Origin of the sequence: Neobacillus mesonae, from assembly GCF_001636315.1 — a bacterium.
Classification (GTDB): Bacteria; Bacillota; Bacilli; order Bacillales; family Cytobacillaceae; genus Neobacillus; species Neobacillus mesonae.
Genome location: NZ_KV440949.1, coordinates 685,387 through 712,335, shown reverse-complemented (window position 1 = coordinate 712,335; position 26,949 = coordinate 685,387). Strand labels below are relative to the sequence as shown.

Below are 26,949 nucleotides of genomic sequence, written 5' to 3'. Positions count from 1 at the left end.
TAATTGTTTTCAATGTTGATACGTTGTAAAGGCCGCCCGCACGATTGTGTTAGCGGCTATTTTTAAGGATAAGGCGGTTGAGAGCTAAACCTCTCGAATCTAAAGTTTAAAATTTTTAACTTAACGAGTTAAGTGGATTTTTTTATGCCATGCTCCGCCCCTTTACTTCTAGAAGAAAAAGTATGAAAGTGAGTGGTCCATCAATGGATCTATTATCAATAAAAGACCCGTCCTTTTTAAAAGGAATGTCAAATAAAGATCTGGAAGCCTTAAGTCAGGACATTCGTCAATTCTTGATTGAAAAGCTTTCAGTTACCGGTGGTCATATCGGTCCCAATTTGGGGGTTGTAGAATTAACGATTGCCTTGCATAAATGTTTTGACAGCCCGAAGGATAAGATTATTTGGGATGTCGGCCATCAATCTTATGTACATAAGATTCTTACGGGCAGGGCATCAGAATTTGATACATTAAGGCAATATAAGGGACTATGCGGCTTTCCAAAAAGGATTGAGAGTGAGCATGACGTATGGGAAACAGGCCACAGCTCAACATCTCTCTCAGCTGCGATGGGAATGGCTATTGCCAGGGACCTAAAAAAAGAAAACAATTACGTCATCCCTGTGATTGGTGATGGAGCACTTACCGGAGGAATGGCTTTAGAAGCCTTAAATCATATTGGACATGAGAAAAAGGACATGATTGTCATTTTAAATGATAATGAAATGTCTATCGCTCCAAACGTAGGTGCTTTGCATAATATTCTTGGGCAATTACGGACTGCAGGAAAATACCAATGGGTTAAAGATGAACTAGAAGTCTTATTGAAAAAGGTTCCTGCTGTCGGCGGCAAACTCGCTGCAACAGCTGAAAGAATTAAGGATAGCCTAAAGTATTTATTTGTTTCCGGCATGTTTTTTGAGGAATTAGGGTTCACCTATCTCGGACCGATTGATGGCCATAATTTTGAAGCTTTATTTGAAAATTTCAGTTATGCCAAAAAGACCGAAGGACCAATTCTTCTTCATGTTATTACGAAAAAAGGAAAAGGGTTTCGTCCTGCCGAAGCGGATACAAAGGGAACTTGGCACGGAACCGGGCCATATAAAATGGACACCGGAGATTTTGTTAAGCCGACTAAAAAGCAGCCTCCTGCATGGAGCAGTCTTGTAAGTGAAACAGTACGTAGGGTAGCCCGCGATGATGAACGGATTGTGGCGATTACCCCGGCGATGCCGGTCGGTTCTAAACTTGAAGGCTTTGCCAGTGAATTTCCTGAACGGATGTATGATGTCGGAATTGCCGAACAACATGCGGCAACCGTTGCTGCGGGTCTTGCGACACAAAACATGAAACCATTTTTAGCTATTTATTCAACATTCTTACAAAGGGCATATGATCAGGTTGTCCATGATATTTGCCGGCAAAATTTAAATGTCTTTATTGGCATTGACCGTGCCGGACTTGTTGGGGCCGATGGTGAGACCCACCAAGGTGTATTTGATATTGCTTTTTTAAGACATGTTCCGAATATCGTGTTAATGATGCCAAAGGACGAAAATGAAGGACAGCATATGGTATATACCGCACTGAATTATGATAATGGTCCTATTGCCATGAGATTCCCACGCGGCAATGGTCTCGGGGTACCGCTTGATCAAGAACTAAAAACGATTCCGATTGGTACATGGGAAGTTATTAAAGAGGGCTACGATGCTGCTATTTTAACCTTTGGAACGACTATCCCAATGGCTTTGGATGCGGCAATGAGACTTGAAAAGAAAGGTATTTCTGTTAGAGTCATCAATGCCCGGTTTATTAAACCATTAGACGGAAAAATGCTTACTGCGCTATTCAATGATAATATTCCGCTGCTTACAATTGAGGAAGCAGTGCTGCAAGGCGGATTTGGCAGTGCTGTATTAGAATATGCACAGTCTCAAGGTTTTTACCATACGTATATTGACCGAATGGGCATCCCGGATGAATTTATCGAACACGGAGATGTTTCCTGTCTTTTAGAAGAAATTGGCTTGACTGTCGATGAGGTTGTCAAAAGAATTTCAATCATGGCTGGAAAAAAGCAACAAAGGGCATAAACCATGAAGAATAAAGAACGATTAGATGTTTTACTTGTAGAAAGAGGCCTATGTGAAACCCGGGAAAAAGCGAAACGTGCTGTTATGGCAGGACTAGTATACGCTAATGAGGAGCGGCTGGAGAAACCGGGTGAAAAAATTAAAATAGATACTCCGCTTGTTGTCAAAGGAAAAATAATGCCGTACGTCAGCCGTGGGGGATTAAAGCTGGAGAAGGCATTAAAAGTATTTGATGTGGTAGTTGCTGATAAAGTCCTTCTAGACATTGGTGCTTCAACAGGAGGGTTTACCGACTGTGCCCTGCAAAATGGTGCAAAAAGCTCTTATGCCCTTGATGTCGGCTATAATCAGCTTGCCTGGAAGCTTCGGCAGGATGATCGGGTTGTTGTAATGGAACGAACTAATTTCCGATATGTAACTCCTGCAGACCTTGCAGGAGAAATGCCGAACTTTGCAACAATTGATGTTTCTTTTATCTCATTAACTTTAATTTTACCCGTCTTAAAAACACTTCTTGTTCCCGGCAGTGATATTATCGCGTTGGTGAAGCCGCAATTTGAGGCAGGGCGTGAGCAGGTTGGGAAAAAAGGGATTGTCCGCGATGCGAAGGTTCATCTTCAGGTCATCCAAAAAATTATTGATTTCTCAATGGGACATGGGTATATGATCAAGAATTTATCCTATTCACCTATTACAGGGGGAGATGGGAATATTGAATTCCTGCTCCATCTTAATTGGGAAGGAGAAAAGGAATACGGTGCAAATCAGCTTCCAATTACTCCTGAGGAAGTAGTAAATGAGGCACATAAGGAATTTCATACGAAACAGACAGAAGGATAGGCAGCTCTTGCTTATCCTTTTATGTATTTTCGTGTATAATTATTAGGGACAAATGTTCAATTTTGGTAGAATGAGCTTTAAGGAAATGCGACACTATACTACAAAGTTCTCAGGTAAATCATTGGGGTGACAATATGAATAAAGGTCAACGTCATATTAAAATTAGGGAAATCATTGCAAGTAATGATATTGAGACACAGGATGAGTTAGTCGATGCTTTAAAGGAAGCCGGCTATAACATAACACAGGCTACTATTTCCCGTGATATTAAAGAGCTTCATCTGGTCAAGGTTCCGTTAAGTGATGGCCGCTATAAATACAGCTTGCCGGCCGATCAAAGATTTAATCCATTGCAAAAATTAAAAAGGGCATTAATCGATGCCTTTATTCGTCTTGATTCAGCTGGACACTTATTAGTAATGAAGTGTCTGCCTGGAAATGCGATGGCAATCGGAGCACTCATTGACCATTTGGATTGGGACGAAATTTTAGGGACAATTTGTGGTGATGACACGATTCTTATTATTTGCCGGACACCGGAGGATATTGATGTCATTACTAAAAGGTTCTTGGAGATGCTTTAAATAGGGGGAATAACTCTTGCTAGCTGAACTTTCAATCAAAAACTTTGCCATTATCGAAAACCTGTCAATCTCCTTTGAAAAAGGTCTTTCGGTTCTGACTGGAGAAACCGGAGCGGGAAAGTCCATAATCATCGATGCGATTCATTTATTGACAGGTGGCAGGGGGTCGGCTGAGTTTGTACGACATGGTAAAGATAAGGCAGAGATAGAAGGTTTATTTCAAATTGATGAGATTGGTCATCCCGTGTATAAGAAAGCATTGGAATTTGGTATCGAAATAGAAGAAGGTATGGTTGTATTACGTCGTGATATTTCCCGCACCGGAAAAAGCGTATGCCGCATAAATGGGAAATTAGTCACGATAGCGGTGCTTCGAGAAATAGGTGCGGCCCTTGTTGATATTCACGGCCAGCATGAACACCAGGAACTAATGGATGAAACACGACATCTTCCATTGCTCGACCAATTTGGTGCTGAAGAGATTGCCGCATCAATGGAAGAATACCGCCAAGTCTTTCACCGGTTTGAACAAACGCAAAATAGGCTTAAGGCTCTAAGTGAAAATGACCAGCAAATGGCTCATAGGCTAGATTTAATTCTATTTCAGTTTGACGAAATTCAAAAAGCGGATTTAAAGCTGCATGAGGATGAGGAGCTTTATGAAGAAAAGCAGAAACTGTCTAATTTCGAAAAAATTTATGAAGCACTTCAATTAAGTTTTAACGCCTTGCACGGGGACCAAAAAGGGCTTGACTGGGTCGGGATGGTCATGGGGCATTTAGAGGATGCAGCTGCAATAGACGGGGCATATAAGGAAATCTCCGAAGCGGTAGCCAATTGCTTTTATCAGTTAGAGGATGCGGCAAGGACACTAAGAAATGAATTAGACGTTTTGGAATTTGATCCGCAAAGATTAAATGAAATAGAAGACCGTTTGAATGAAATTAATCAATTAAAACGGAAATATGGGAAAACGATTCAGGAAATATTGGAATATGCGGCCAAAATTGAAGAAGAAATTGAGACGATTCAAAATAAAGAAACGCATATCGATGAGTTGGAAAAAGAAATAGCTTCCATTAAAAAGGATTTAACCCTCGAGGCGAAACAGTTGACAGCACTTCGCCAAAAATGGGCAGAAAAGCTCACAGGGCTGATACATAAAGAATTAAAAGAATTGTACATGGAAAAAACGGTTTTTAATATTCAAATTACATCAGAGAATGACCATTTTTCTAAATATGGGGCGGATCATGTGGAGTTTTATATTTCCACCAATCCTGGTGAACCGCTAAAACCTTTATCGAAAGTGGCGTCCGGCGGTGAATTGTCGCGGATTATGCTGGCGTTAAAAAGTATTTTTTCCAAGCATCAAGGAGTTACCTCAATTATTTTTGATGAGGTGGATACTGGGGTAAGCGGCAGGGTTGCCCAAGCGATTGCTGAAAAAATTTATAAAGTAGCACTCGATTCACAAGTATTATGTATTTCACATTTGCCTCAAGTAGCGGCAATGGCCGATACTCATTTGTTTATTTCTAAGACAGTCAAAGATGGCCGAACTTCAACTGCGGTTACACCGTTAACCGATCAAGAAAAAATTAAAGAAATCGGGCGAATGATTTCCGGAGTGGAAATAACCGATTTAACCAAGCAGCATGCAGAGGAATTATTGCAATTAGCAGTAAAAACTAAAAAAAATTGAAAAGCTATCCAAGTTGGGTAGCTTTTTTATATAGAACAAAGTTATAAATGACTGTTAAGGAGGCAAAATTATAGATGTAGCCATTTTCAGTGCCGCAAAAAGAAGCGAGGAGAGTGAAGAATTTGAAGCTAGAGATGATTAGAAAAATTATTGGTGGAATTCTCCTTGTTTCATTAATCAGTATTATTTTTTTTCAACCTATGCGTCAATATGTAAGCATCCCAAAAACAGTTACAATGTTTGAAGGACAGGACTATACAATCAATAAGGCTGCTCCGGTTACAGCCGCTCTCAAATCTAATACAAATATTACACTTGAACAGGAAAAAACAGCTGTTTCATTAAAGGCAATAGAAACTGGCCAAAATGAAATGCTTCTGGAATATGCAGGAATTCCAATTAAAAAGGTCGATGTAAAAGTTTTAAAAGATTTTCGAGTAATTCCCGGCGGACAGTCTATTGGAGTAAAATTAAATACAGTTGGCGTCCTAGTGGTTGGTCACCACTTAGTCAATACGACGAATGGAAAAAAGTCCCCAGGTGAAATAGCAGGAATTAAAGTCGGCGATATTATAACAGAAATTAATGGAAACAAAATTGAAAAAATGACGGACGTTGCCCCTTATGTTCAGGCAGCCGGACAAAGTAAGGAAGCCTTAAATTTGGTTGTCAGTCGTGAAAAAGGCAAATTTACAACAAAATTAACTCCATTAAAAGACAAGGGTGAAAATACCTACAAGCTTGGATTATATATAAGGGATTCCGCTGCAGGTATTGGAACAATGACTTTTATCCACCCTCAATCGAAAAAATACGGTGCACTCGGCCACGTTATTTCAGACATGGATACAAAGCAGCCAATAGTTGTGGAAGACGGGCAGATTGTCCGATCGACGGTTACATCGATAGAAAAAGGGAGCAGCGGAGACCCTGGTGAAAAATTGGCACGCTTCTCCAATGATCGTGAAATCGTTGGAAATATCAATAAAAATAGTCCTTTTGGTATCTTTGGCAAATTAAATAAGGATTTGGCCAATGGTATTATGGATAAGCCGCTTCCTATTGCATTATCACATCAAGTGAAGGAAGGGCCAGCAAAGATTTTGACAGTAGTAAACAATGATAAAGTTGAGGAATTTAACGTTGAAATTGTCAGTACAATCCCGCAGAAATTTCCGGCTACAAAAGGCATGGTGATCAAAATAACAGATCCAAAACTATTAGAAAAAACAGGTGGAATTGTTCAGGGGATGAGCGGCAGTCCAATCATTCAAAATGGCAAGCTCATCGGAGCTGTTACCCATGTATTTGTAAATGACCCCACTTCCGGGTATGGAGTTCACATCGAATGGATGCTGAATGAAGCGGGAATTAACATATATGAAATGCCAAAGAATAAAGCAAGCTAATTCATGTTCAAAAGAAAAACAAAGCAAAATAGGCCCTCTTTCCTATTTTGCTTCTTTTTACATAAGTGTTATTATGACAAATACTTGCATATTATTGGATAATTTGCGATTTAAGTCGAAATAAGAAGAAAAACGAAGAAAATATAAGATTTTATCACTATTTTAAGAAATATTAAAAAAATGAAAGGATTTTTAGTTGCATTGTCGAATTTCTTATTTAGAATAGAATTAAAGGAAGATAAAGGATAGCAACTAAAATAGAGATTGGATATGACTTGAGGGAGGAACTGAAGTTGAAGAAAATAAAAGTTTGTGTCGTTGATGACAATAGAGAATTAGTTGGATTACTGGAGGATTACATATCCTCTCAAGATGATATGGAAGTGGCAGGGGTAGCTCATAACGGACAGGAATGTTTAGATATGCTGAGTACAACTGAACCTGACGTTTTAGTATTGGATATCATAATGCCGCATCTTGACGGTTTAGCAGTTCTTGAACGTATTCGTGAAATGAAAAAGGGAATTCTGCCAAATGTTATTATGTTAACGGCTTTCGGGCAGGAAGATGTAACGAAAAAAGCGGTTGAACTAGGTGCGTCATATTTCATATTAAAACCATTTGATATGGAGAACTTAGGCAACCATATCCGCCAGGTAAGCGGTAATAATCATTCTATTTCAGCAAGAAAAAGTCCATCACCAAGTTATCGTTCACAAGCCGATTCTAAACCAAAAAATTTAGATGCCAGCATTACCAGTATTATACACGAAATTGGGGTACCGGCTCATATAAAAGGGTACTTATATTTGCGGGAAGCTATTTCTATGGTCTTTAATGATATCGAACTGTTAGGGTCCATTACAAAGGTGCTGTATCCTGACATTGCCAAAAAGTATAACACTACAGCAAGCCGTGTAGAGAGAGCAATCCGCCACGCTATAGAAGTAGCATGGAGCCGCGGAAACATTGATTCAATCTCCTCTCTATTCGGTTATACTGTGAGCATGTCTAAAGCAAAGCCGACAAACTCCGAATTCATTGCCATGGTAGCCGATAAACTGCGCCTGGAACATAAAGCTTCTTGAAAGGAATAAAAGCCTCGGGCACGAGGCTTTTTTTTATCTTTGTGCCAGCGCGGAAAGCAAAGTGCCTTAAACAGAAATTACATATCTTTCTTAGTTGTTAATTTAAATGAGAATATAATAAGGCATATGCATAATCTGTTCTATAGGTGGTTCTAATTATTAAAATGGGGCTCAAAATGACAATCACTCCAAATTACCGTTAGGAAGTGAAGAAATGACACAGATATTTGCTCACCGGGGATACTCCGCTTTATTTGCCGAAAATACAATGAGTGCCTTTCTTGAAGCAGAAAAAGCTGGTGCCGATGGATTAGAGCTTGATGTTCAATTAACAAGAGACGGTGAAATTGTCGTAATCCACGATGAAAAGGTAGATCGGACAACAAATGGACATGGATTTGTGAAAGATTTCTCGTATAAAGAAATTAGTAGGCTGAATGCTAATAAAAAGGGGATAAAAAAAGAGCCTATTCCGTCGCTTATTGAAGTTTTCGAATGGCTTAAGACAAATCAGTTAATTTGCAATATTGAAATGAAAAATGGTTTGTTTCCTTATGAAGGGATGGAGAAAAAGGTAATCGATCTAATAAGAAAATATGAATTATCCAATCGGATTATTATTTCATCGTTCAATCATTACAGTATTGTAAACAGCTATCGATTGGCTCCGGAAATTGAAACAGCCCCGCTTTTTTTGGAGGCGATCTATATGCCATGGATTTATTCGCAATCGATACGAGCCAAAGGAATTCATCCAAAACATTCCTCCATTCCGGATCATATCATCTCTACTACATTGGATAATGGCATAGCGGTGCGGCCTTATACCGTGAATCGAGAAGTTGATTTAAAGCGGTTGTTTAGGCTTAAATGCACGGCGGTCATTACCGATAACCCCGTAAAAGCATTAAAAATAAAAAAACAATATGAAAAGAGACCATAGCGGCCTCTTTTTTATTTTTTATGTTGTTGTTGTTTAAATCGGGCTTGGACTTTATTGCGTTTACGGTCACGGTGGAAAATAAATCCTGCAACAAACCCCAGACCAAGTACGAATAATACTAACCCAGCAAGAAATTGCAGCAGTAAATGGGAAAATGGCGGCTGAAGTACTCCAAAAGTCATATCACGCATTAATTTAATCCCAAACGCAGCTAAAAAACCGGGGATTAATAGTATGATAAGGGCGATTATACGTGTCATAAATAAATCCTTCCATTTTTAATTTACATCATTCCTATTATCTCTCTCAAGGAAATAATAGTCTATAGATAGAATTTGTCAAGAATTCAGTTTCACGCTACAATGAATATGAAAAATATTGCATGAAAAAAATTTCTATCATCTAAGGGGTGAATCATGCAAAACGTAATGATTGTTGGTGCCGGCAAGGGTGGTACGGCCATCTTAAAAATTGTAAAAGAATCTGAGGTACTCCATGTTGCCGCTGTCATTGACCGAAATATCGACGCACCGGGAGTAATGCTGGCCCGGCAGGAAGGGATTCTAACAGGTACTGATTGGAGGCCGTTTTTGACGGACCAAATCGATATTATTATAGAGGTTACCGGGGATGAACAGGTATTTCAACTTTTACGAAATGAAAAAGATAAACAAACAGTTTTAATTCCTGGCAGCGTAGCCTTTCTCGTTGCACGATTATTGGAAGAAAAAGAAGAGCTAATCAGGAAGCATCAATATGAAACCTATCTTCATGAGCTCATTCTTAATGCCACAAATGACGGTATGGTTGTCATCGATCATGAAGGCTATGTCATTTTGTTTAACAACAGGGCAGAAGAAATGATAGGTGTTAAAAAAGGGCGGGTGTTAGGAAAGTATGTGACTGAAGTCATCCCGGAAACCCGTTTACCGCTTATTCTTGAAACACGCCAAATTGAGACAAATCAGGAAATGGTTTTAGCAAATGGTTTGAAAATTATTACAACCCGTATTCCGATAGTTGAAGGGAACGGTAAACTAATCGGGGCGGTTGCCGTTTTTAAAGATATCACCGAGGTAGTGAATCTCGCGGAAGAAATCACAGATTTAAGGGAAATTCAAACGATGCTTCAAGCTATTATTCATTCAAGTGATGATGCAATTTCTGTTGTTGATGAAAAGGGAAAAGGGATTCTCATCAATCCCGCCTATACCCGCATTACAGGTCTTTCTGAGGAACAGGTGATTGGAAAGCCTGCTACAGCAGATATTTCTGAGGGAGAAAGCATGCATATGAAGGTACTGCAAACAAGACGGGCAGTACGTGGTGTGCCGCTGCGGCTCGGACCGAAAAAGCGTGAGGTCATTGTGAATGTAGCACCTATCATTGTTAATGGTAAATTAAAAGGAAGCGTTGGCGTCGTACATGATGTGTCGGAAATGAAATCCTTAAGTAAGGAGTTGGAAAGTGCCAGACAGCTGATCCGCAAGCTGGAAGCAAAATATACATTTGAGGATATTATCGGAAAATCCGATGAAATGTTACTGGCGATAGAACAGGCCAAGCTAGGAGCGAAAACACCGGCAACGGTACTTTTGCGCGGGGAATCGGGGACAGGCAAGGAGTTGTTTGCCCACGCCATACATAATGCGAGCGATCGTAAGTATAGTAAATTTATTCGAGTGAATTGTGCCGCTATTTCGGAATCGCTGTTGGAAAGTGAATTATTTGGTTATGATGAAGGTGCTTTTTCCGGTGCCTTAAGGGGCGGAAAAAGAGGGCTGTTTGAAGAGGCGAATAATGGAAGTATTTTTCTTGATGAAATCGGCGAATTATCAGCAAATACCCAGGCTAAGCTGCTGCGGGTTCTGCAGGAGGGTGAAATTATTCGTGTCGGCGGTACAAAACCGATTACGATCAATGTCAGGATCATTGCCGCAACGAATGTCAATTTGGAAAAAGGTATTGCTAAAGGCACGTTTAGGGAAGACTTGTATTATCGCCTAAACCGTATGCCAATCCATATTCCGCCTCTCAGAAGCCGTAAGGAAGAAATTCCGGCTCTCTGTGAGCGGCTGATTCAAAAAATAAACCGTGATTATGGAAGGAACGTTGAGGGAATTACTGAAGCGGCGTTATTGCAATTGATGAGATATGATTGGCCCGGAAACGTAAGGGAATTGGAAAATATTCTCGGGAGGGCAATGATCTTTATGAATTATTATGAAACGCAAATTGATATTCACCATTTGCCTGAATTGAAAAATAATAAACAGAGTAATGAACATAGCGAAACAAATAGTCCGGAATACATTGCTGTTGGGCGGTCTCTATCGGAAATGATAGAAGAATATGAGGCTGGTATTATTGAGCAAACCTTATCCCGATTTAATGGGAATAAGACCTTAACAGCCAAAACCTTAGGACTGTCTGTCAGGAATTTATATTACAAGCTTGAAAAATATAAACTTGAAAACAATGGCATGCAATAATTTTCATGGTATGAAGAATTTTGCATTGGAAGGAAGAAGGGAATAAAGCGTTTTCATAACTTTTTTTTGGCATGAAATTTGCATATTAATTTAAGTGAATGACAGTACAGGAAGAAAGGGTTGATGACAACTTGTTGCTCGATTCACTAATTGAAAAAGCAACCCAAGCTAGCACTAAAACAGTTGCTGTTGCCGCTGCAGAGGATTCTGAAGTCATCAAGGCGGTGGTCGAAGCATCAGAAAGGAATCTGGCGCAATTTATCCTTTATGGAAATCAAGAGAAAATTAACATGTTATTGGAATCATACAATCACAATATTAGGATTGTTCATGCAGAAACAACAGCATTAGCTGCAGAGCTTGCTGTCAAGGCTGTTTTTACCAAAGAAGCCGATGTACTAATGAAGGGAAATATACCAACGAACACCATTTTAAAAGCTGTACTAAATAAAGAGTATGGGTTAAGAACAGGTAATATTCTTTCACATACAGCGGTGTTTGAAATACCTGATTACGATCGGTTAATTATTATTACCGATGCGGCGATGAACATTGCGCCAAATTTAGAGCAGAAGGCGCAAATTGTCAAAAACGCTGTGTCAATCGCCAGGTCGATAGGGATTGATCATCCAAAAGTAGCCCCCCTTGCGGCAGTTGAGTCAGTGAATCCGGTAATGGATGCTACATTGGATGCAGCAGCTTTAACTGTTATGAATAAGCGCGGGCAAATTTCCAGCTGTATTATAGATGGGCCGCTTGCGTTAGACAATGCAGTATCGATCATGGCTGCGGAACATAAAGGAATCCACAGCGATGTCGCTGGGAAAGCGGATATATTATTGGTACCGACTATTGAGGTTGGTAATGTATTATATAAATCCTTAATCTATTTTGCAAAAGCAAAAACAGGTGCTGTCATTGCCGGGGCAAAGGCGCCAATTGTTCTGACATCGAGGGCGGACAGTTCAGAAAGCAAGCTATATTCACTTGCATTAGCATTGTGCTGTGCCAAAAATTAGGGATGTTAATATGTTTATACGAAAAGGCTAGTTTCTGAATATGAAGAAGTAAGCTTTTTTCTTACTACGAGGAGGAAATGAGACATGGAAATTTTCAAGTACTTAGAAAAATATGATTATGAACAAGTGGTATTTTGTCAAGATAAACAATCTGGATTAAAAGCAATTATTGCGATTCATGATACGACTTTGGGACCTGCTCTTGGCGGAACAAGAATGTGGACCTATGCATCAGAAGAAGCAGCAATTGAAGATGCGCTTCGTTTAGCAAAAGGTATGACTTATAAAAATGCTGCTGCTGGATTAAATCTTGGCGGTGGTAAGACGGTAATTATCGGCGACCCGCGTAAAGACAAGAATGAAGAAATGTTCCGGGCATTCGGACGCTATATTCAAGGACTTAACGGCCGTTACATTACTGCAGAGGATGTAGGAACAACTGTAGCTGATATGGATTTAATCCATGAAGAAACAGATTATGTTACAGGAATTTCGCCTGCATTTGGTTCTTCAGGTAACCCTTCACCAGTAACAGCATACGGTGTTTATCGCGGGATGAAGGCGGCAGCAAAAGAAGCCTTCGGAACAGATTCGTTGGAAGGAAAAACCATCGCTATTCAAGGTGTCGGTAATGTTGCGTATACCCTTTGCCGCTATTTGCATGAAGAAGGAGCTCAACTGATTGTAACCGATATTAATAAAGAAGTTGTCAATCGAGCGGTGGAAGAATTTGGCGCAAGAGCAGTTGATCCGGACGATATTTATGGAGTAGAATGTGATATTTATGCACCATGTGCCCTAGGAGCAACCGTCAATGACGAAACAATCCCACATTTAAGGGCTAAAGTTATAGCTGGTTCAGCAAATAACCAATTAAAGGATACAAAACATGGTGATATCATTCATGAAATGGGCATAGTCTATGCACCTGATTATGTCATTAATGCAGGCGGAGTTATTAACGTGGCAGACGAATTATATGGTTATAATCATGAACGGGCAATGAAAAAGGTGGAAACCATTTATAACAGTATTGAAAAAATTATTGACATATCAAAACGAGACGGCGTTCCAACCTATGTTGCGGCGGACCGTATGGCTGAAGAAAGAATTGAAAGAGTGCGTAACTCAAGAAGCCAATTTTTACAAAATGGCCACCACATTTTAAGTCGCAGAAGATCAAGATAAAAGCTTTGTAGGCTAAAGGCAAAGCGTTGAATGAGATAATTCAATGTCTTTGCCTTTATTAAAGCTTATTGGAGGTATTACTATTGCCAGAAAATGAATATCGAATTCTTATCATCAACCCGGGTTCGACATCCACCAAGATTGGTATTTTCGATAATGACATTTCCATTCTTGAAAAAACGATTCGGCATGATACCGAAATTATCAATTCTTTTGCTAATATTATTGATCAATATGAATTTAGGAAAAACACCATATTAGAGACATTGGACTATGAAGGAATTAATATTTCTAAGTTAAAGGCAGTCTGCGGCCGAGGTGGTCTGCTCCGCCCGATAGAAGGCGGAACCTATGCTGTCAATGAGCAAATGCTAGCAGATCTTCGGACCGGTTATTCCGGACAGCATGCCTCAAACTTAGGAGGAATCATTGCCTTTGAAATTGCCTCTGCTCTTAATATTCCAGCCTATATTGTTGATCCGGTTGTGGTCGATGAACTGGATCCCATCGCAAGAATTTCTGGATTTCCGCTAATTGAACGAAAAAGTATTTTTCACGCATTAAACCAAAAAGCGGTGGCAAGAAGAGTTGCAAAAGAATTGGGCAAAGATTACAATGCCCTAAATTTAATTGTTGTTCATATGGGCGGAGGAATTACAGTCGGGGTTCATAAACAGGGCAGGGTGGTTGAGGTTAATAATGGACTGCATGGTGAAGGACCGTTTAGCCCAGAACGCGCAGGGACAGTACCAGGCGGCGATTTAGTAGCCCTTTGTTTTTCGGGGGAGTATTACCGCGAAGAAATAATGAAAATGCTTGTCGGTCAAGGAGGACTTGTCGGCTACCTTGGCACAAATGATGCCGTCAAGGTGGAAGAAAGAATAGCGGCAGGAGACATAGAAGCAAAATTAATTTATGATGCAATGGCCTATCAAGTTGCAAAGGAAGTTGGTGCAGCAAGTGCCGTTCTGTCAGGTAAAGTAGAGGCCATAATTTTAACAGGCGGTTTAGCCTATGGAAGGGATTTTGTAACAGCGATCTCCAATCGAATCAATTGGATTGCCGATGTGATTATCCAGCCGGGTGAAGATGAACTGCAAGCATTAGCGGAAGGGGCGCTTCGCGTTTTGCGAGGAGAGGAAAAGGTAAAAATATATCCCGGAAATTTAAAAAAAGCTAAAATATAAATGTTCGGAGGAAATCAAAGTGGCACATGAATACGATTTGGTGATATTAGGCGGCGGTACCGGCGGTTATGTAGCGGCAATTCGCGCTTCACAGCTAGGTTTAAAAACAGCAATTGTTGAAAAAGGAAAACTCGGTGGTACATGTTTACATAAAGGCTGCATACCTAGTAAAGCGCTGTTAAGAAGTGCGGAAGTATACGCAACAACCAAGCGCGGTGAAGATTTTGGGGTCATGACAAGCGATGTCACACTTAACTTCGGAAAAGTACAAGAACGAAAAAGCAGAATTATTACCCAGCTTCATAAAGGGGTACAGCATTTAATGAAGCAGGGAAAAGTTGATGTGTATGAAGGAATTGGCCGTATTCTTGGCCCGTCCATTTTCTCGCCAATGCCAGGGACGATCTCGGTCGAAATGAATAATGGTTCTGAAAACGAAATGCTAATCCCTAAAAATGTGATCATTGCAACTGGGTCCAGACCAAGAACCCTTCCTGGTCTCGAAATCGATGGGGAATATGTGATGACCTCCGATGAAGCTTTAGAAATGGAATCCCTACCTAATTCCATCATCATTGTCGGCGGCGGTGTCATTGGAATTGAGTGGGCATCGATGTTGTCTGACTTCGGAGTGGAGGTCACGGTAATTGAATATGCGGACCGGATTATCCCGACGGAAGATCATGAAATTTCAAAGGAAATGCAGCGGCTGCTTAAGAAAAAAGGAATTAAGGTTGTCATGAGTGCAAAGGTTCTTCCCGAAACACTGGTGAAGGCTGAGGGTGTGACCATTGCAGCGGAGGTTAAAGGGGAGGCTAAAGAATTTAAAGCCGAAAAACTTCTTGTTTCCGTTGGCAGACAGGCAAACACCGAGGGAATTGGCCTCGATAATACTGATATTCAGATTGAAAAAGGTTTTATCGTAACAAATGAATTTTTCCAAACAAAAGAATCCCATATTTATGCGATTGGTGATTGTATTGGCGGATTGCAGCTTGCACATGTGGCTTCACATGAAGGAATCATTGCGGTAGAACATATTGCCGATCAAAAACCTGCACCGTTAGATTACCGACTCGTGTCCAGATGTATTTATAGTAATCCAGAGGTTTCAAGTGTCGGCATTACTGAGGCAGAGGCCATTGAAAAAGGGCATAAAGTGAAGGTGGGTAAATTTTCCTTTAGGGCTATTGGGAAAGCGCTTGTCTTTGGGGAATCGGATGGCTTTGTTAAAATTATTGCTGATGAAGAAACAGAGGATCTGTTAGGCGTGCATATGATTGGGCCTCATGTGACAGATATGATTTCTGAGGCTGGTCTTGCTATGGTGCTTGATGCTGTGCCATGGGAAATCGCCCACACTATTCACCCGCATCCAACCTTGTCTGAAGCCATCGGGGAAGCAGCGCTCGCTGTGGATGGAAAGGCGATTCACGGGTAAGTTTAAAAAAGAATTTTTTTGATTAAAAAGAGAATGGAAAAAGGAATCGGCTTGTTGGATGCCGAATTCTTTTTCCTTAGTTTCTAATATCTAGACTATACGTAGATGAAATGTTTGATGTAAATAAATGGGAGGTTGGTTAATATGGTAGAAAAGCGTCATGAAGCACTAGGCTTGAGCGATGAAATAGTGTTGGAGATGTATGAAACGATGCTTTTAGCGCGCCGTATAGATGAGCGGATGTGGCTGTTAAACCGAGCAGGGAAAATTCCGTTCGTCATCTCATGTCAAGGGCAGGAAGCAGCTCAAGTCGGAGCCGCTTTTGCGCTTGATCGTGAAAAAGATTATGTACTTCCATACTACCGTGATATGGGAGTTGTATTGACATTTGGAATGACCCCGAAAGAACTGATGTTATCCGGTTTTGCTAAAGCAGAGGACCCGAACTCAGGGGGAAGGCAGATGCCAGGGCATTTTGGCCAAAAGAAAAATCGGATTGTGACTGGTTCATCACCAGTAACAACGCAAGTACCGCATGCAGTCGGTGTTGCACTTGCCGGCAAAATGGAACGGAAGGATTTCGTATCTTTCGTAACCTTTGGTGAAGGCTCTTCAAACCAGGGAGATTTCCATGAGGGCGCTAACTTCGCCGGTGTTCATAAACTGCCGGTCATTTTCATGTGTGAGAACAATAAATATGCCATTTCAGTACCAATTGAAAAGCAATTGGCCTGTGAAAAGGTATCAGATCGTGCGATTGGCTATGGGATGCCAGGTTTCACAGTTGACGGCAACGACCCGTTAGAAGTATACAAAGTTGTAAGAGAAGCGGCAGAACGAGGACGCCGCGGCGAGGGACCAACTTTAATAGAAACTGTTTCTTATCGATTGACCCCACATTCCTCTGATGATGATGATCGCTCTTACCGGGCACCGGACGAAGTGGCTAAGGCGAAGACAAAGGATCCAATCATCACATTTGGAGCTTATTTAAAGGAAACGGGTGTAATGACTGATGACATGGAAAAAGCAATAAATGATCGTGTCATGAATTTGGTCAATGAAGCTACTGACTATGCAGAAAATGCACCGTATGCAGCGCCAGAGGATGCGTTGAAATATGTTTATGAGAATTGAACGGGGGGATGAAACATGGCAGTAATTTCATATATTGATGCTGTAACAATGGCTATTCGGGAAGAAATGGAGCGAGATCCAAAGGTTTTTGTACTCGGCGAAGATGTAGGGAAAAAGGGTGGAGTCTTTAAGGCGACCCAAGGATTATATGAACAATTCGGTGAAGAAAGAGTAATAGATACTCCGCTGGCGGAATCTGCCATTGCCGGTGTCGGTATTGGAGCAGCGATGTATGGAATGCGTCCGATTGCTGAAATGCAATTTGCTGATTTCATCATGCCGGCGGTTAACCAAATTATTTCAGAGGCTGCGAGAATCCGTTACCGTTCCAATAATGACTGGAATTGTCCGATTGTCATTCGGGCGCCATACGGCGGTGGTGTTCATGGTGCGCTTTATCACTCACAGTCAGTTGAAGCCGTTTTTGCTAATCAGCCTGGCCTTAAAATCGTAATGCCTTCAACACCTTATGATGTAAAGGGTTTGTTAAAAGCTGCGATTCGCGATAATGATCCGGTTCTGTTCTTTGAGCATAAGCGGGCATATCGATTAATTAAAGGCGAAGTACCTGCAGAAGATTATACGTTGCCAATCGGCAAAGCTGATGTAAAGCGTGAAGGGGAAGACATTACCGTTATTACCTACGGACTTTGTGTTCATTTTGCCTTGCAGGCTGCCGAGAAGCTTGCTGGTGACGGGATCTCAGCACATGTTTTAGATTTACGGACAATTTACCCGCTGGATAAAGAAGCCATTATCGAAGCGGCCTCTAAAACTGGCAAGGTGTTGCTGGTGACGGAAGATAATAAAGAAGGCAGTATCATGGGCGAGGTTGCGGCGATTATTGCCGAGCATTGCTTGTTTGAATTAGATGCGCCAATCAAGCGTCTGGCCGGACCGGATGTCCCGGCAATGCCTTATGCTCCGACAATGGAGAAATTCTTTATGGTCAATCCTGATAAAATTGAAAAAGCAATGCGTGAATTAGCTGAATTCTAATTGATCTTAGCGGAAGCTCAAGCTTAGGAGGTTATACTATTGGCAGTAGAACAAATAAAAATGCCGCAGTTAGGCGAAAGCGTAACCGAAGGCACAATTAGTAAATGGCTGGTTAACGTCGGGGACAAAGTTAATAAATATGATCCCCTTGCTGAAGTCATGACGGATAAAGTAAATGCGGAAGTTCCATCATCATTCGCTGGGGTTATTAAAGAGCTAATCGCGGCAGAAGGCGATACATTAGCTGTCGGCGAAATTATCTGTACCATTGAAATAGAAGGCGGAGCAGACATTAGTGCAGAAGCGTCTGCACCCGAAAGCAAGCAGCAAGCGGTCTCTGATTCGAATAAAGCTGTCACTGCAGCGGAACAAGGAAGCAAAGCCCGCTACTCACCTGCAGTACTGAAACTTTCCCAAGAACATGGGATTGATTTAACACAGGTGTCAGGCACCGGTGCAGGCGGCCGTATTACGAGAAAAGATATTTTAAAATTAATTGAATCTGGGAATATACCGGCAGCAGGGCAGCAAACAGCACCTGCCAAGGCGCAGGCTGTCAGCCCAGAGCAAGTTAAACCTGCTGTTCCAAACCAAGCACCAGCAGCACCAGCCCAAACAGCACCAGCTGCCAATATTCCTGTTGCGGCCGGTGATATTGAAATTCCGGTGACTGGTGTCCGTAAAGCGATTGCGGCAAATATGCTGCGAAGCAAGCATGAAGCACCGCATGCGTGGACGATGGTGGAAGTGGATGCAACGAATCTTGTTGAATATCGTAATATGCTAAAAGACGAATTTAAGCAAAAGGAAGGCTTCAACTTAACTTTCTTTGCCTTCTTTGTTAAAGCTGTTGCCCAGGCGCTGAAAGAATTCCCGCAGATTAATTCGATGTGGGCAGGGGATAAAATTATCCAGAAGAAAGATATTAATATTTCAATCGCCGTAGCAACAGATGACGCCTTATTTGTGCCGGTTATTAAAAATGCCGATGAAAAAACAATTAAAGGAATTGCGCGCGAAATTTCAGAGCTTGCTGTGAAAGTAAGAAATGGTAAACTTAAGGCTGAAGATATGCAGGGAGGCACCTTTACTGTTAACAATACAGGCTCATTTGGCTCCGTCCAATCAATGGGTATTATCAACTATCCACAGGCAGCGATTTTACAGGTGGAATCCATTGTGAAGCGACCAGTTGTCATGAACAATGGAATGATTGCGGTTCGCGATATGGTCAATCTTTGTTTGTCGCTTGACCATCGCGTATTAGACGGTCTTGTTTGCGGTCGCTTCCTGGCAAGAGTAAAAGAGATTATCGAAAATATTTCAAAATCGAACACTTCGATATATTAAAAGCGCCGCTGCCAAATTTGGCAGCGGTTCTTTTGTACACTTTATAGCGATCTCCTAAGATTTTCTTTTCATTGCCTGATAACCAATTGTATCCTAAAATAAAAATATACACACACGGAAGGGGGAGAGAAGTTTGGAAAAAATGAGGAGTCAGCAATTCCCAAATAGATCAATAGATGATTGGAAAGTGAAAGCTGAGCAATCCTTAAAAGGGAAAAAAGTAGAATCGTTACAAAGTAATTCATATGAATCAATTACTTTGAAACCGCTTTATACACAAGATGACGAACTGCCTGTATCGGAGTATCCGGGCGGGGCTGATTTTAGAAGGGGTACAAGCCTGTTAGGCCATGTTACGAATGAGTGGAAGATTGCGCAGCGAATTCAATATAAAACTGCTGATGAACTGAAACAAAAACTTGAGGATGCCTTTACGAAGGGACAAACTGCGATTTCATTTAACCTTTCGAACGAAATAGCTGATAGATTTTTAGAATTACTCGGGGAAAAGGTGGAAGACTATCCATTCGCAATTAATACTAAGCGGTTTCAAACCCAGCTGCTTGCGAATCTATCAAGCGGGGCCGAGCTGAGCGGTTATATTGCCAGTGACCCAATTACCTTATTTGCTGAAGAAGGAACTTTTGAAATGGAGGCGCTTCAAGATTGGGTATTGGAAATCAAGCAGGCAGACCGTTATTTTCCTAATTTACGTACCGTTCTTATTGATACAACACCATACCATAATGGGGGGGCTAATGCCGTCCAAGAACTGGCGGCTGCCGCAGCAACAGGCGTCTATTATCTTGACAAGCTGACGGAGAGTGGTATGGAGTTTGATAGAGCCCTTTCTAAAATGGTATTCCAGTTTTCCATTGGTTCAAACTTCTTTATGGAGCTTGCAAAGCTTCGGGCTGCCAGGGTTATATGGAATCGGATTACGGAACTGTATGGGTTTCCTGAAAATGCCAGGGGTATGCAAATTGCAGCCGAGACCTCAAGATTTACAAAAACTGTTTATGATTCGCATGTGAATCTCCTTCGTACGGCTAACGAAGCGTTTGCAGCCGTCTTAGGCGGGGTTCAATATTTGCATGTGGCTCCTTTTGATGAACTTGCCGGGGCAAGTCCATTTTCAGAAAGAATTGCTCGTAATATGCAGTTGATTTTAAAAGAGGAAGCACTATTAAATAAGGTAGTTGATCCTGCCGGCGGCTCTTGGTATATAGAGACGTTGACAAATGTGCTGGCTGAAAAGGCATGGGCGCTCTTCCAAAAGATTGAGGCAAAGGGCGGCATCTTAGAGGGATTAAAAATGAACTGGCTGCAGCAAGAAATTGATGAAGTCTTTACGAGAAAGAAACTGGACGCTGAGACTAGAAAACAAAGCATTGTCGGCACAAATGTGTATGCAAAACTTGATGAGTCCGTTACCTGTACAAAGATTGAAACGGTTAAAGATCAAACTAAAATAGAAATCATTCCGCAGAGAAGATTAGCGGAACCATTTGAAGAACTTCGCAGAAAAGCAAAGTTTATAGAGAAACACAAAGGTGCTGCACCAGATGTCGGACTTCTTTGCCTAGGCCAATTAAAGCAGCATAAAGCAAGGCTCGATTTTATGAAAGGGTTTCTGTCTGCAGGCGGAATTAAAACGGTAGAAAGTACACCAATTTTCACAGTTGATGAAGCAAGACTTTATTTAAATGAACAGCCATCTAAATTCATTTGCATCTGTGGTACAAACGAACAGTATGAATTGTTTGGTCATGAAATTTTAGCAGCATTAAAGCTGGATTTCCCTGAGACGACATTTTTACTAGCAGGTCTCCCAGATAAGGAAAATCAAAATCAGTGGCTTACGGAAGGAATTCAGCTGTTTATCCATGTGAAAAGCAATTGTTATGAAACGCTTGCTGCTATTCTTGAAGCATTGGAGGTGACCGTGGATGAAACTGAAAAAGCCTGATTTTCAAAATACGAAACTATTTAATGAGAAGACCACAATGACCAAAGAAGATTGGCAGAAAAGGACCGAGCAAGAAATTGAGGATTCTATTGAAAATTTACTGTTTGAAACAAATGAGCAGATTAAGCTGAAACCGCTTTATACGAAAGAAGACAGAGAAGGAATCGAACATCTTGATCATCTGCCGGGTCTGCCGCCTTACACAAGAGGGCCATATCCGACGATGTATGTTAATCGCCCTTGGACCGTCCGACAATATGCTGGTTTTTCCACTGCAGAGGAAAGTAACGCTTTTTACCGCCGTAACCTGGCTATGGGTCAGAAAGGTTTATCGGTCGCGTTTGACCTGGCGACACACAGAGGGTATGATTCCGATCATCCGCGTGTGGTTGGAGATGTTGGGAAGGCCGGAGTTGCCATTGATTCCGTCCTTGATATGAAAATATTGTTTGCTGGGATTCCGCTTGATCAAATGTCTGTTTCAATGACCATGAACGGTGCTGTTTTGCCGGTACTTGCCTTTTTCATTGTGACTGCCGAGGAGCAGGGGGTAAGTCAAGAAAAGCTTTCTGGAACAGTTCAAAATGATATTTTAAAAGAATATATGGTCCGGAATACGTACATTTACCCACCGGAAATGTCGATGAAGATTATTGCCGATATCTTTGAATATACGTCTAAATATATGCCGAAGTTTAACAGCATAAGTATTTCCGGCTATCATATGCAGGAAGCGGGGGCGCCGGCAGATTTAGAATTGGCATATACCTTGGCGGATGGCCTGGAATATGTAAGAACCGGTCTGAAAGCGGGGATTGATATCGATTCGTTTGCCCCAAGGCTGTCGTTTTTCTGGGGTATTGGGATGAATTATTTTATGGAAGTTGCCAAAATGCGGGCGGCCAGGTTGATTTGGGCTAAAATGATGAAGACATTTGAGCCGAAAAATGAAAAATCAATGGCCCTTCGCACCCATTCGCAAACATCCGGCTGGAGTTTAACCGAGCAGGATCCATTTAATAATGTCACGAGGACGCTGATTGAGGCTCATGCAGCGGCAATGGGACATACACAATCGCTGCACACCAATGCACTTGATGAGGCAATTGCATTGCCAACTGATTTCTCGGCTCGGATTGCCCGCAATACCCAGCTGTTCCTGCAGGAGGAGGCCGGAATTATACAGGTTATTGACCCATGGGCCGGCTCGTATTATGTGGAAAAATTAACCGATGAACTCGTTAAACGAGCATGGAGTCATATAGAGGAGATTGAGAATCTTGGCGGCATGGCAAAGGCGATTGAAACCGGGCTTCCAAAGATGAGAATTGAAGAGGCTGCGGCGAGAAGACAGGCGCAAATTGATTCCGGCAAAGAAACGATTATCGGTGTCAATCGCTACCGCCTTGAAAGGGAAGAACCGATCGATATTTTAGATATTGATAATACAGCGGTCCGCTTAAAGCAGATTGCAAAATTAAATGCACTGAAGGCAAGCCGAGATGACCAAAAGGTCAAAGAGGTGCTGGAGGCATTAGCCGAAGCAGCTGAAACTGGAAAAGGAAACCTATTAGAGCTTGCTGTCAAGGCGGCGCGTGCCCGGGCAACACTTGGTGAAATTTCCGATGCCATCGAGAAGGCCTGCGGTAGACATAAGGCGGTAATTCAGTCCATAAGCGGTGTTTACAGTTCCGCGTTTAGCAACGAAGAGGAAATTAAAGTTGTGAAGCAAATGTCTGACGAATTCCTTGAAAATGAAGGAAGAAGGCCAAGAATACTGATTGCTAAGATGGGGCAGGACGGCCATGACCGCGGTGCTAAGGTGATCGCTACAGCCTTTGCCGATCTCGGCTTTGATGTGGATATCGGCCCATTATTCCAGACCCCGGAAGAAACGGCAATGCAAGCAGTTGAGAATGATGTCCATGTGATTGGGATGAGTTCGCTCGCGGCTGGGCACAAGACTCTTCTGCCGCAGTTGATTGAGGAATTGAAAAAACTTGGTCGTGATGATATTTTGGTTGTTGCTGGCGGCGTGATACCTGCACAGGATTATCAATTTTTATATGAGCATGGGGCAGCAGCGATCTTTGGACCAGGGACGGTGATTCCGGTAGCAGCGCAAAAGGTGATTAGAGCAATCTATGAACAGCTCGGTTATGAGGAAGTGGCAAACTAAATGACGGGCGATTATAAACCGGAATGGAACGATCCAAATAATCCCGAGCTTTGTTCGAGTGTGGTAAGAAAAGGGGAGGCCCATAAATTACAGCAGGCCACTCTGCAAAAAAACAGCCGCTTTACCAAGCGTAAAGCCTCTGAGCTTGGGACAGATGAATTATTCAATGGTGTCCGGGGTGGAAACAGGGGACTCCTGGCAAGGGCAATTACCCTGATAGAGAGCAATGCTGAGCATCATTTTCATGAGGCCCAGGAGCTCTTGCAAAGACTGCTGCCATACAGCGGCAATTCGATACGTATCGGCATAACAGGGGTGCCGGGTGCCGGAAAAAGCACGTTTATCGAAGCATTTGGCAATTATCTTTGCAGCTCAGGGCTTAAGGTGGCTGTATTAGCAATTGACCCAAGTTCTAAGCTAAGCGGCGGCAGTATTCTTGGCGATAAGACAAGGATGGAACAGCTGGCAAAGAATCCGCGGGCGTTTATTCGTCCTTCACCATCCGCCGGAAAGCTAGGCGGTGTCCATCGTAAAACAAGAGAAACGATGCTTATTTGCGAGGCTGCAGGCTTTGACGTGATTTTAATTGAAACTGTGGGTGTGGGGCAGAGTGAGGTCATTATCAGGGATATGGTCGATTTTTTCATGCTTCTTGTCTTAACAGGTGCCGGGGACGAGCTGCAGGGCATGAAGAAAGGGATTATGGAGCTGGCAGATGCGATTATTGTTCATAAGGCGGATGGTGAGAATAAAACGAAAGCAGAAAAGACGAAGCATGAATATAATCGGATTCTTCATTTTCTTCAGCAGGCAACTAAAGGCTGGGTGACAAAAGCCCATTCATGTTCGTCTTATACTCAGGAAGGCATCAGTGATCTTTGGGATGTGATTAAAACCTTTGAAGCAAAAGGAAGATCTTCAGGAGTTTTTGAGGAAAGAAGAAAAGGTCAACAACGTGAATGGCTCCATTCATTAATTTCTGACCAGCTTCATTACCAATTTTATCATAATCCAGAAATAAAGAATCTGCTGCCGAAATTGGAGAACGAGGTCATTGCCGGAGAAAAGACGGCTGCCTCCGCAGCAGGAATTCTATTGAATAAATTTTTTACTTAATAGTATGAATCTATGAGACGATTATCTTATGATAACCGTCTCGTTTTTTTAGAAAAATTTACAATTTTTTTATATCTAATTAATTAAATATATGGTAATATATTCTAGTGATATTTTGATAGAAAGGCGGAGCATTAAAAGAGAGATAACATTCCTTGCTGCAATTTAACCCAAAGCATTACCTAAAAAAAGAGGTTGGAGAGTGTACCATGTTAAAAAAGCTGATTTTAGTCATTATGGCATCTGTCTTATTCATTACAGGCTGTCAATCCATTAAGGGCGTCGACCTTAACCAAATGATTCTGAACAATTCGAAAGTTAAATCTGCTGAGAGCAAAACGACTGTTTCGCTGCAATTAACCGTAAATAAAAGGAAAGCAAAAGATAAAGAGTTTTTAAAGGTAGTAGACCTGCTTAATAATGCTAAATTAGAGGTTCAGACAAAATTGCAGAATAGCAGTACAGCATCACTTTCTGGTAATATTGTTCTTCGGCAGGGAAAAATCCCATTCCGGATGTACATGGATAAAAAGAAAGTAGTTCTTTTACTTGATAATGCTTCAAAACCAATTGTCATGAAGGTTGATAACAGCGGTGCCCAAGACAAGTGGCTTCAAGATTTACAGACCAAATTATTAAGTCCTATCGTGAAAAATTTGCCAAACCCTACACAAATTAGTGTTAAATCGGCAACTGAAAAGGTCCATGGGGAAACTGTAAAAGGTTACAAGGTAAATGCAACGGTCAATTTCAGCGAGCTGCCTAATCTCTTTATTGCTCTGCTTGATAATTTAGCGAAAGATCAAAAGTCGTTAGAAGAATTAGCGGCTGCCGTTAATGAATTAAATAAGATGACTGGCGATAATTCCAAAGTCACTGCCCAGGAACTGCAAGAAGGATTAAAGCAATTCAAAACAGAATTTACTGCCGGAATTCTTCCGGAAATGAAAAATTCAGGAATGCTTACAAAGTATAACTATTTAAAAACGAGCATTCTAGTAGATAAGAAGTTTTATGAACGGAAATCTTCATCTACTTTCAATATGACGGGAATTAAAGATGAAAGCGGCCTGACTGGTATCCGTATCAAGGTTGTTAATGAAACTTGGAAGATTAATAAGAAGGTAACCGCAACAAAAATCCGTTATGGCAAATATTTAAGTGAAAATGCATCAGAAGCACAATTTCTTAATACATTAGACAAACGCCGAAGCGTTCTTTACAGTGTTATGACATCCTTTATGTATAAACAATCTGCTCCAGTAAAGGGATCACAGGTGAAGGTAACAAATAATAAGCGTAAAGCTGATACAGTATTGGTAAAAGGCATTAAAAAAGGCGATGTCATCAAGCTTTATACAGCAAGTAAAGGTGGAAAATTATTAACCGGCAAACAGGCAGCAGGCACAAGCACAACGTTATCTGTCAAACAGCTTGGAAAAAAATCAGGTAAAGTATATGTCAGCATTATCAGAAACGGCAAGGCGGAAAGCGCCCGTACTGCCGTAAAATATAAAGCTGAAAAATAATTTAGGAAATGGACAGGGAGCTAAGGCTCTCTGTCTTTTCCTGTTATTCTAAAATAATAGGAAGTACAATTTGAAATAAGGACATTTTTACTGTTAATATGTAAGTATAGGTTTATTTTAAAGGAGTGATTGATCAATGGGTATGGATTTCAATTTTTTCATGAATGATGTTGTCCGCCAGGCGCGTCAAGAAATCGTCTCAGCGGGTTATGAAGAGCTGACTACTCCAGAAGATGTAGAAACAGCGCTAAATAAAAAAGGTACAACTTTAGTCATGATCAATTCGGTTTGCGGCTGTGCTGGTGGTGTTGCCCGTCCAGCGGCAGCATATGCGATTCATTATGATAAGCGTCCGGATCATCTTGTGACTGTTTTTGCCGGGCAGGATAAGGAAGCAACCGAAAAGGCAAGAAGCTATTTTACCGGTTATCCGCCATCCTCGCCATCATTTGCATTGCTGAAAGACGGCAAGATTTGTACCATGGTGGAAAGACATCAAATCGAAGGCTTTGATCCCGCAATGGTTGTCACGAGATTACAGCAGGAATTTGATAAATATTGCGAGGAAATTTAAAGATCTTTTATGAAAGTCAACTTCATTATGGAGTTGGCTTTTTTAATGGGAAAAATTACAGTAAAAAAACATAAGGGAATTTTTAAAAATATATTTGCATA

The 26,949-nt window shown here is 41.4% G+C and carries 21 protein-coding genes; 20 read left to right on the top strand and 1 reads right to left on the bottom strand.

The annotated features are described in order from the left end of the window. Nucleotides 1-203 precede the first annotated feature (203 nt). The 7 genes from dxs (at nt 204) to A6749_RS03510 (ending at nt 8,668) form a co-directional block, all read left to right on the top strand. Complete coding sequence (gene dxs / locus A6749_RS03540) at nt 204-2,099, top strand: 1-deoxy-D-xylulose-5-phosphate synthase (RefSeq protein ID WP_066400747.1); 1,896 nt, start codon at nt 204-206, stop codon at nt 2,097-2,099. A gap of 3 nt (nt 2,100-2,102) precedes the next feature. Further along, complete coding sequence (locus A6749_RS03535; protein ID WP_066385305.1) at nt 2,103-2,939, top strand: TlyA family RNA methyltransferase; 837 nt, start codon at nt 2,103-2,105, stop codon at nt 2,937-2,939. Between the two features lie 134 nt (nt 2,940-3,073). Beyond that, nucleotides 3,074-3,523 (top strand): transcriptional regulator AhrC/ArgR, encoded by a 450-nt coding sequence (gene ahrC, locus A6749_RS03530; RefSeq protein ID WP_066385299.1) that lies wholly within the window; start codon nt 3,074-3,076, stop codon nt 3,521-3,523. 16 nt (nt 3,524-3,539) lie between these two features. Further along, a complete protein-coding gene (recN, locus tag A6749_RS03525; protein WP_066385297.1) occupies nt 3,540-5,228 on the top strand; it encodes a DNA repair protein RecN in 1,689 nt (562 codons plus the stop codon). A gap of 122 nt (nt 5,229-5,350) precedes the next feature. Further along, the gene (gene spoIVB, locus A6749_RS03520; protein WP_127488017.1) at nt 5,351-6,637 is read left to right on the top strand and encodes a SpoIVB peptidase; all 1,287 of its coding nucleotides are present in this window, start codon (nt 5,351-5,353) and stop codon (nt 6,635-6,637) included. 293 nt (nt 6,638-6,930) lie between these two features. After that, nucleotides 6,931-7,725, top strand: a complete 795-nt coding sequence (gene spo0A, locus A6749_RS03515) for a sporulation transcription factor Spo0A (protein WP_066385296.1) — start codon at nt 6,931-6,933, stop codon at nt 7,723-7,725. A gap of 214 nt (nt 7,726-7,939) precedes the next feature. After that, on the top strand, nt 7,940-8,668 hold the full coding sequence (locus A6749_RS03510; RefSeq protein WP_066385295.1) for a glycerophosphodiester phosphodiesterase: 729 nt from the start codon (nt 7,940-7,942) through the stop codon (nt 8,666-8,668). An 11-nt stretch (nt 8,669-8,679) separates the two neighbouring features. Here the strand turns inward: A6749_RS03510 and A6749_RS03505 are convergent, their stop codons facing one another. Continuing rightward, on the bottom strand, nt 8,680-8,928 hold the full coding sequence (locus A6749_RS03505) for a DUF2627 domain-containing protein (protein ID WP_066385289.1): 249 nt from the start codon (nt 8,926-8,928) through the stop codon (nt 8,680-8,682). 156 nt (nt 8,929-9,084) lie between these two features. On the opposite strand from A6749_RS03505, the gene A6749_RS03500 reads away from it, so the two are divergent. The 13 genes from A6749_RS03500 to A6749_RS03440 all read left to right on the top strand — a co-directional run bounded on the left by A6749_RS03500 (nt 9,085) and on the right by A6749_RS03440 (nt 26,848). Beyond that, on the top strand, nt 9,085-11,160 hold the full coding sequence (locus A6749_RS03500) for a sigma 54-interacting transcriptional regulator (protein ID WP_066385286.1): 2,076 nt from the start codon (nt 9,085-9,087) through the stop codon (nt 11,158-11,160). Between the two features lie 131 nt (nt 11,161-11,291). Beyond that, on the top strand, nt 11,292-12,179 hold the full coding sequence (gene yqiS / locus A6749_RS03495) for a phosphate butyryltransferase (RefSeq protein WP_066385284.1): 888 nt from the start codon (nt 11,292-11,294) through the stop codon (nt 12,177-12,179). A gap of 84 nt (nt 12,180-12,263) precedes the next feature. Continuing rightward, on the top strand, nt 12,264-13,367 hold the full coding sequence (gene bcd / locus A6749_RS03490; RefSeq protein ID WP_066385281.1) for a branched-chain amino acid dehydrogenase: 1,104 nt from the start codon (nt 12,264-12,266) through the stop codon (nt 13,365-13,367). Between the two features lie 83 nt (nt 13,368-13,450). After that, nucleotides 13,451-14,554 (top strand): butyrate kinase, encoded by a 1,104-nt coding sequence (gene buk, locus A6749_RS03485; protein ID WP_066385279.1) that lies wholly within the window; start codon nt 13,451-13,453, stop codon nt 14,552-14,554. Between the two features lie 19 nt (nt 14,555-14,573). Next, nucleotides 14,574-15,995, top strand: coding sequence for a dihydrolipoyl dehydrogenase (gene lpdA / locus A6749_RS03480; protein WP_066385278.1), 1,422 nt, complete (start codon nt 14,574-14,576; stop codon nt 15,993-15,995). A gap of 144 nt (nt 15,996-16,139) precedes the next feature. Further along, nucleotides 16,140-17,132, top strand: a complete 993-nt coding sequence (locus tag A6749_RS03475; protein WP_066385277.1) for a thiamine pyrophosphate-dependent dehydrogenase E1 component subunit alpha — start codon at nt 16,140-16,142, stop codon at nt 17,130-17,132. Between the two features lie 15 nt (nt 17,133-17,147). Further along, entirely contained in the window at nt 17,148-18,131 is a 984-nt protein-coding gene (locus tag A6749_RS03470; RefSeq protein ID WP_066385276.1) for an alpha-ketoacid dehydrogenase subunit beta, read from the top strand. Nucleotides 18,132-18,170: 39 nt separating this feature from the next. Next, nucleotides 18,171-19,481, top strand: a complete 1,311-nt coding sequence (locus A6749_RS03465; RefSeq protein ID WP_066385271.1) for a dihydrolipoamide acetyltransferase family protein — start codon at nt 18,171-18,173, stop codon at nt 19,479-19,481. A 142-nt stretch (nt 19,482-19,623) separates the two neighbouring features. Continuing rightward, a complete protein-coding gene (locus tag A6749_RS03460) occupies nt 19,624-21,450 on the top strand; it encodes a methylmalonyl-CoA mutase subunit beta (RefSeq protein ID WP_066400744.1) in 1,827 nt (608 codons plus the stop codon). Between the two features lie 37 nt (nt 21,451-21,487). Then, a complete protein-coding gene (gene scpA / locus A6749_RS03455) occupies nt 21,488-23,629 on the top strand; it encodes a methylmalonyl-CoA mutase (RefSeq protein ID WP_407937526.1) in 2,142 nt (713 codons plus the stop codon). After that, complete coding sequence (meaB, locus tag A6749_RS03450; RefSeq protein WP_066385262.1) at nt 23,630-24,745, top strand: methylmalonyl Co-A mutase-associated GTPase MeaB; 1,116 nt, start codon at nt 23,630-23,632, stop codon at nt 24,743-24,745. It abuts the gene before it with no gap. Between the two features lie 209 nt (nt 24,746-24,954). After that, nucleotides 24,955-26,274 (top strand): hypothetical protein, encoded by a 1,320-nt coding sequence (locus A6749_RS03445; RefSeq protein ID WP_066385261.1) that lies wholly within the window; start codon nt 24,955-24,957, stop codon nt 26,272-26,274. Nucleotides 26,275-26,410: 136 nt separating this feature from the next. Beyond that, entirely contained in the window at nt 26,411-26,848 is a 438-nt protein-coding gene (locus A6749_RS03440) for a BrxA/BrxB family bacilliredoxin (RefSeq protein ID WP_066385254.1), read from the top strand. The last annotated feature ends 101 nt before the right edge of the window (nt 26,849-26,949 follow it).

What these genes read in the sequence shown, in the direction of transcription:
- dxs (WP_066400747.1), top strand. Translation starts at nt 204, where the DNA reads ATGGATCTATTATCAATAAAAGACCCGTCCTTTTTAAAAGGAATGTCA.
- A6749_RS03535 (WP_066385305.1), top strand. Translation starts at nt 2,103, where the DNA reads ATGAAGAATAAAGAACGATTAGATGTTTTACTTGTAGAAAGAGGCCTA.
- ahrC (WP_066385299.1), top strand. Translation starts at nt 3,074, where the DNA reads ATGAATAAAGGTCAACGTCATATTAAAATTAGGGAAATCATTGCAAGT.
- A6749_RS03510 (WP_066385295.1), top strand. Translation starts at nt 7,940, where the DNA reads ATGACACAGATATTTGCTCACCGGGGATACTCCGCTTTATTTGCCGAA.
- A6749_RS03505 (WP_066385289.1), bottom strand. Translation starts at nt 8,928, where the DNA reads ATGACACGTATAATCGCCCTTATCATACTATTAATCCCCGGTTTTTTA.
- A6749_RS03500 (WP_066385286.1), top strand. Translation starts at nt 9,085, where the DNA reads ATGCAAAACGTAATGATTGTTGGTGCCGGCAAGGGTGGTACGGCCATC.
- bcd (WP_066385281.1), top strand. Translation starts at nt 12,264, where the DNA reads ATGGAAATTTTCAAGTACTTAGAAAAATATGATTATGAACAAGTGGTA.
- A6749_RS03475 (WP_066385277.1), top strand. Translation starts at nt 16,140, where the DNA reads ATGGTAGAAAAGCGTCATGAAGCACTAGGCTTGAGCGATGAAATAGTG.
- A6749_RS03470 (WP_066385276.1), top strand. Translation starts at nt 17,148, where the DNA reads ATGGCAGTAATTTCATATATTGATGCTGTAACAATGGCTATTCGGGAA.
- A6749_RS03460 (WP_066400744.1), top strand. Translation starts at nt 19,624, where the DNA reads ATGAGGAGTCAGCAATTCCCAAATAGATCAATAGATGATTGGAAAGTG.
- scpA (WP_407937526.1), top strand. Translation starts at nt 21,488, where the DNA reads ATGACCAAAGAAGATTGGCAGAAAAGGACCGAGCAAGAAATTGAGGAT.
- meaB (WP_066385262.1), top strand. Translation starts at nt 23,630, where the DNA reads ATGACGGGCGATTATAAACCGGAATGGAACGATCCAAATAATCCCGAG.
- A6749_RS03445 (WP_066385261.1), top strand. Translation starts at nt 24,955, where the DNA reads ATGTTAAAAAAGCTGATTTTAGTCATTATGGCATCTGTCTTATTCATT.
- A6749_RS03440 (WP_066385254.1), top strand. Translation starts at nt 26,411, where the DNA reads ATGGGTATGGATTTCAATTTTTTCATGAATGATGTTGTCCGCCAGGCG.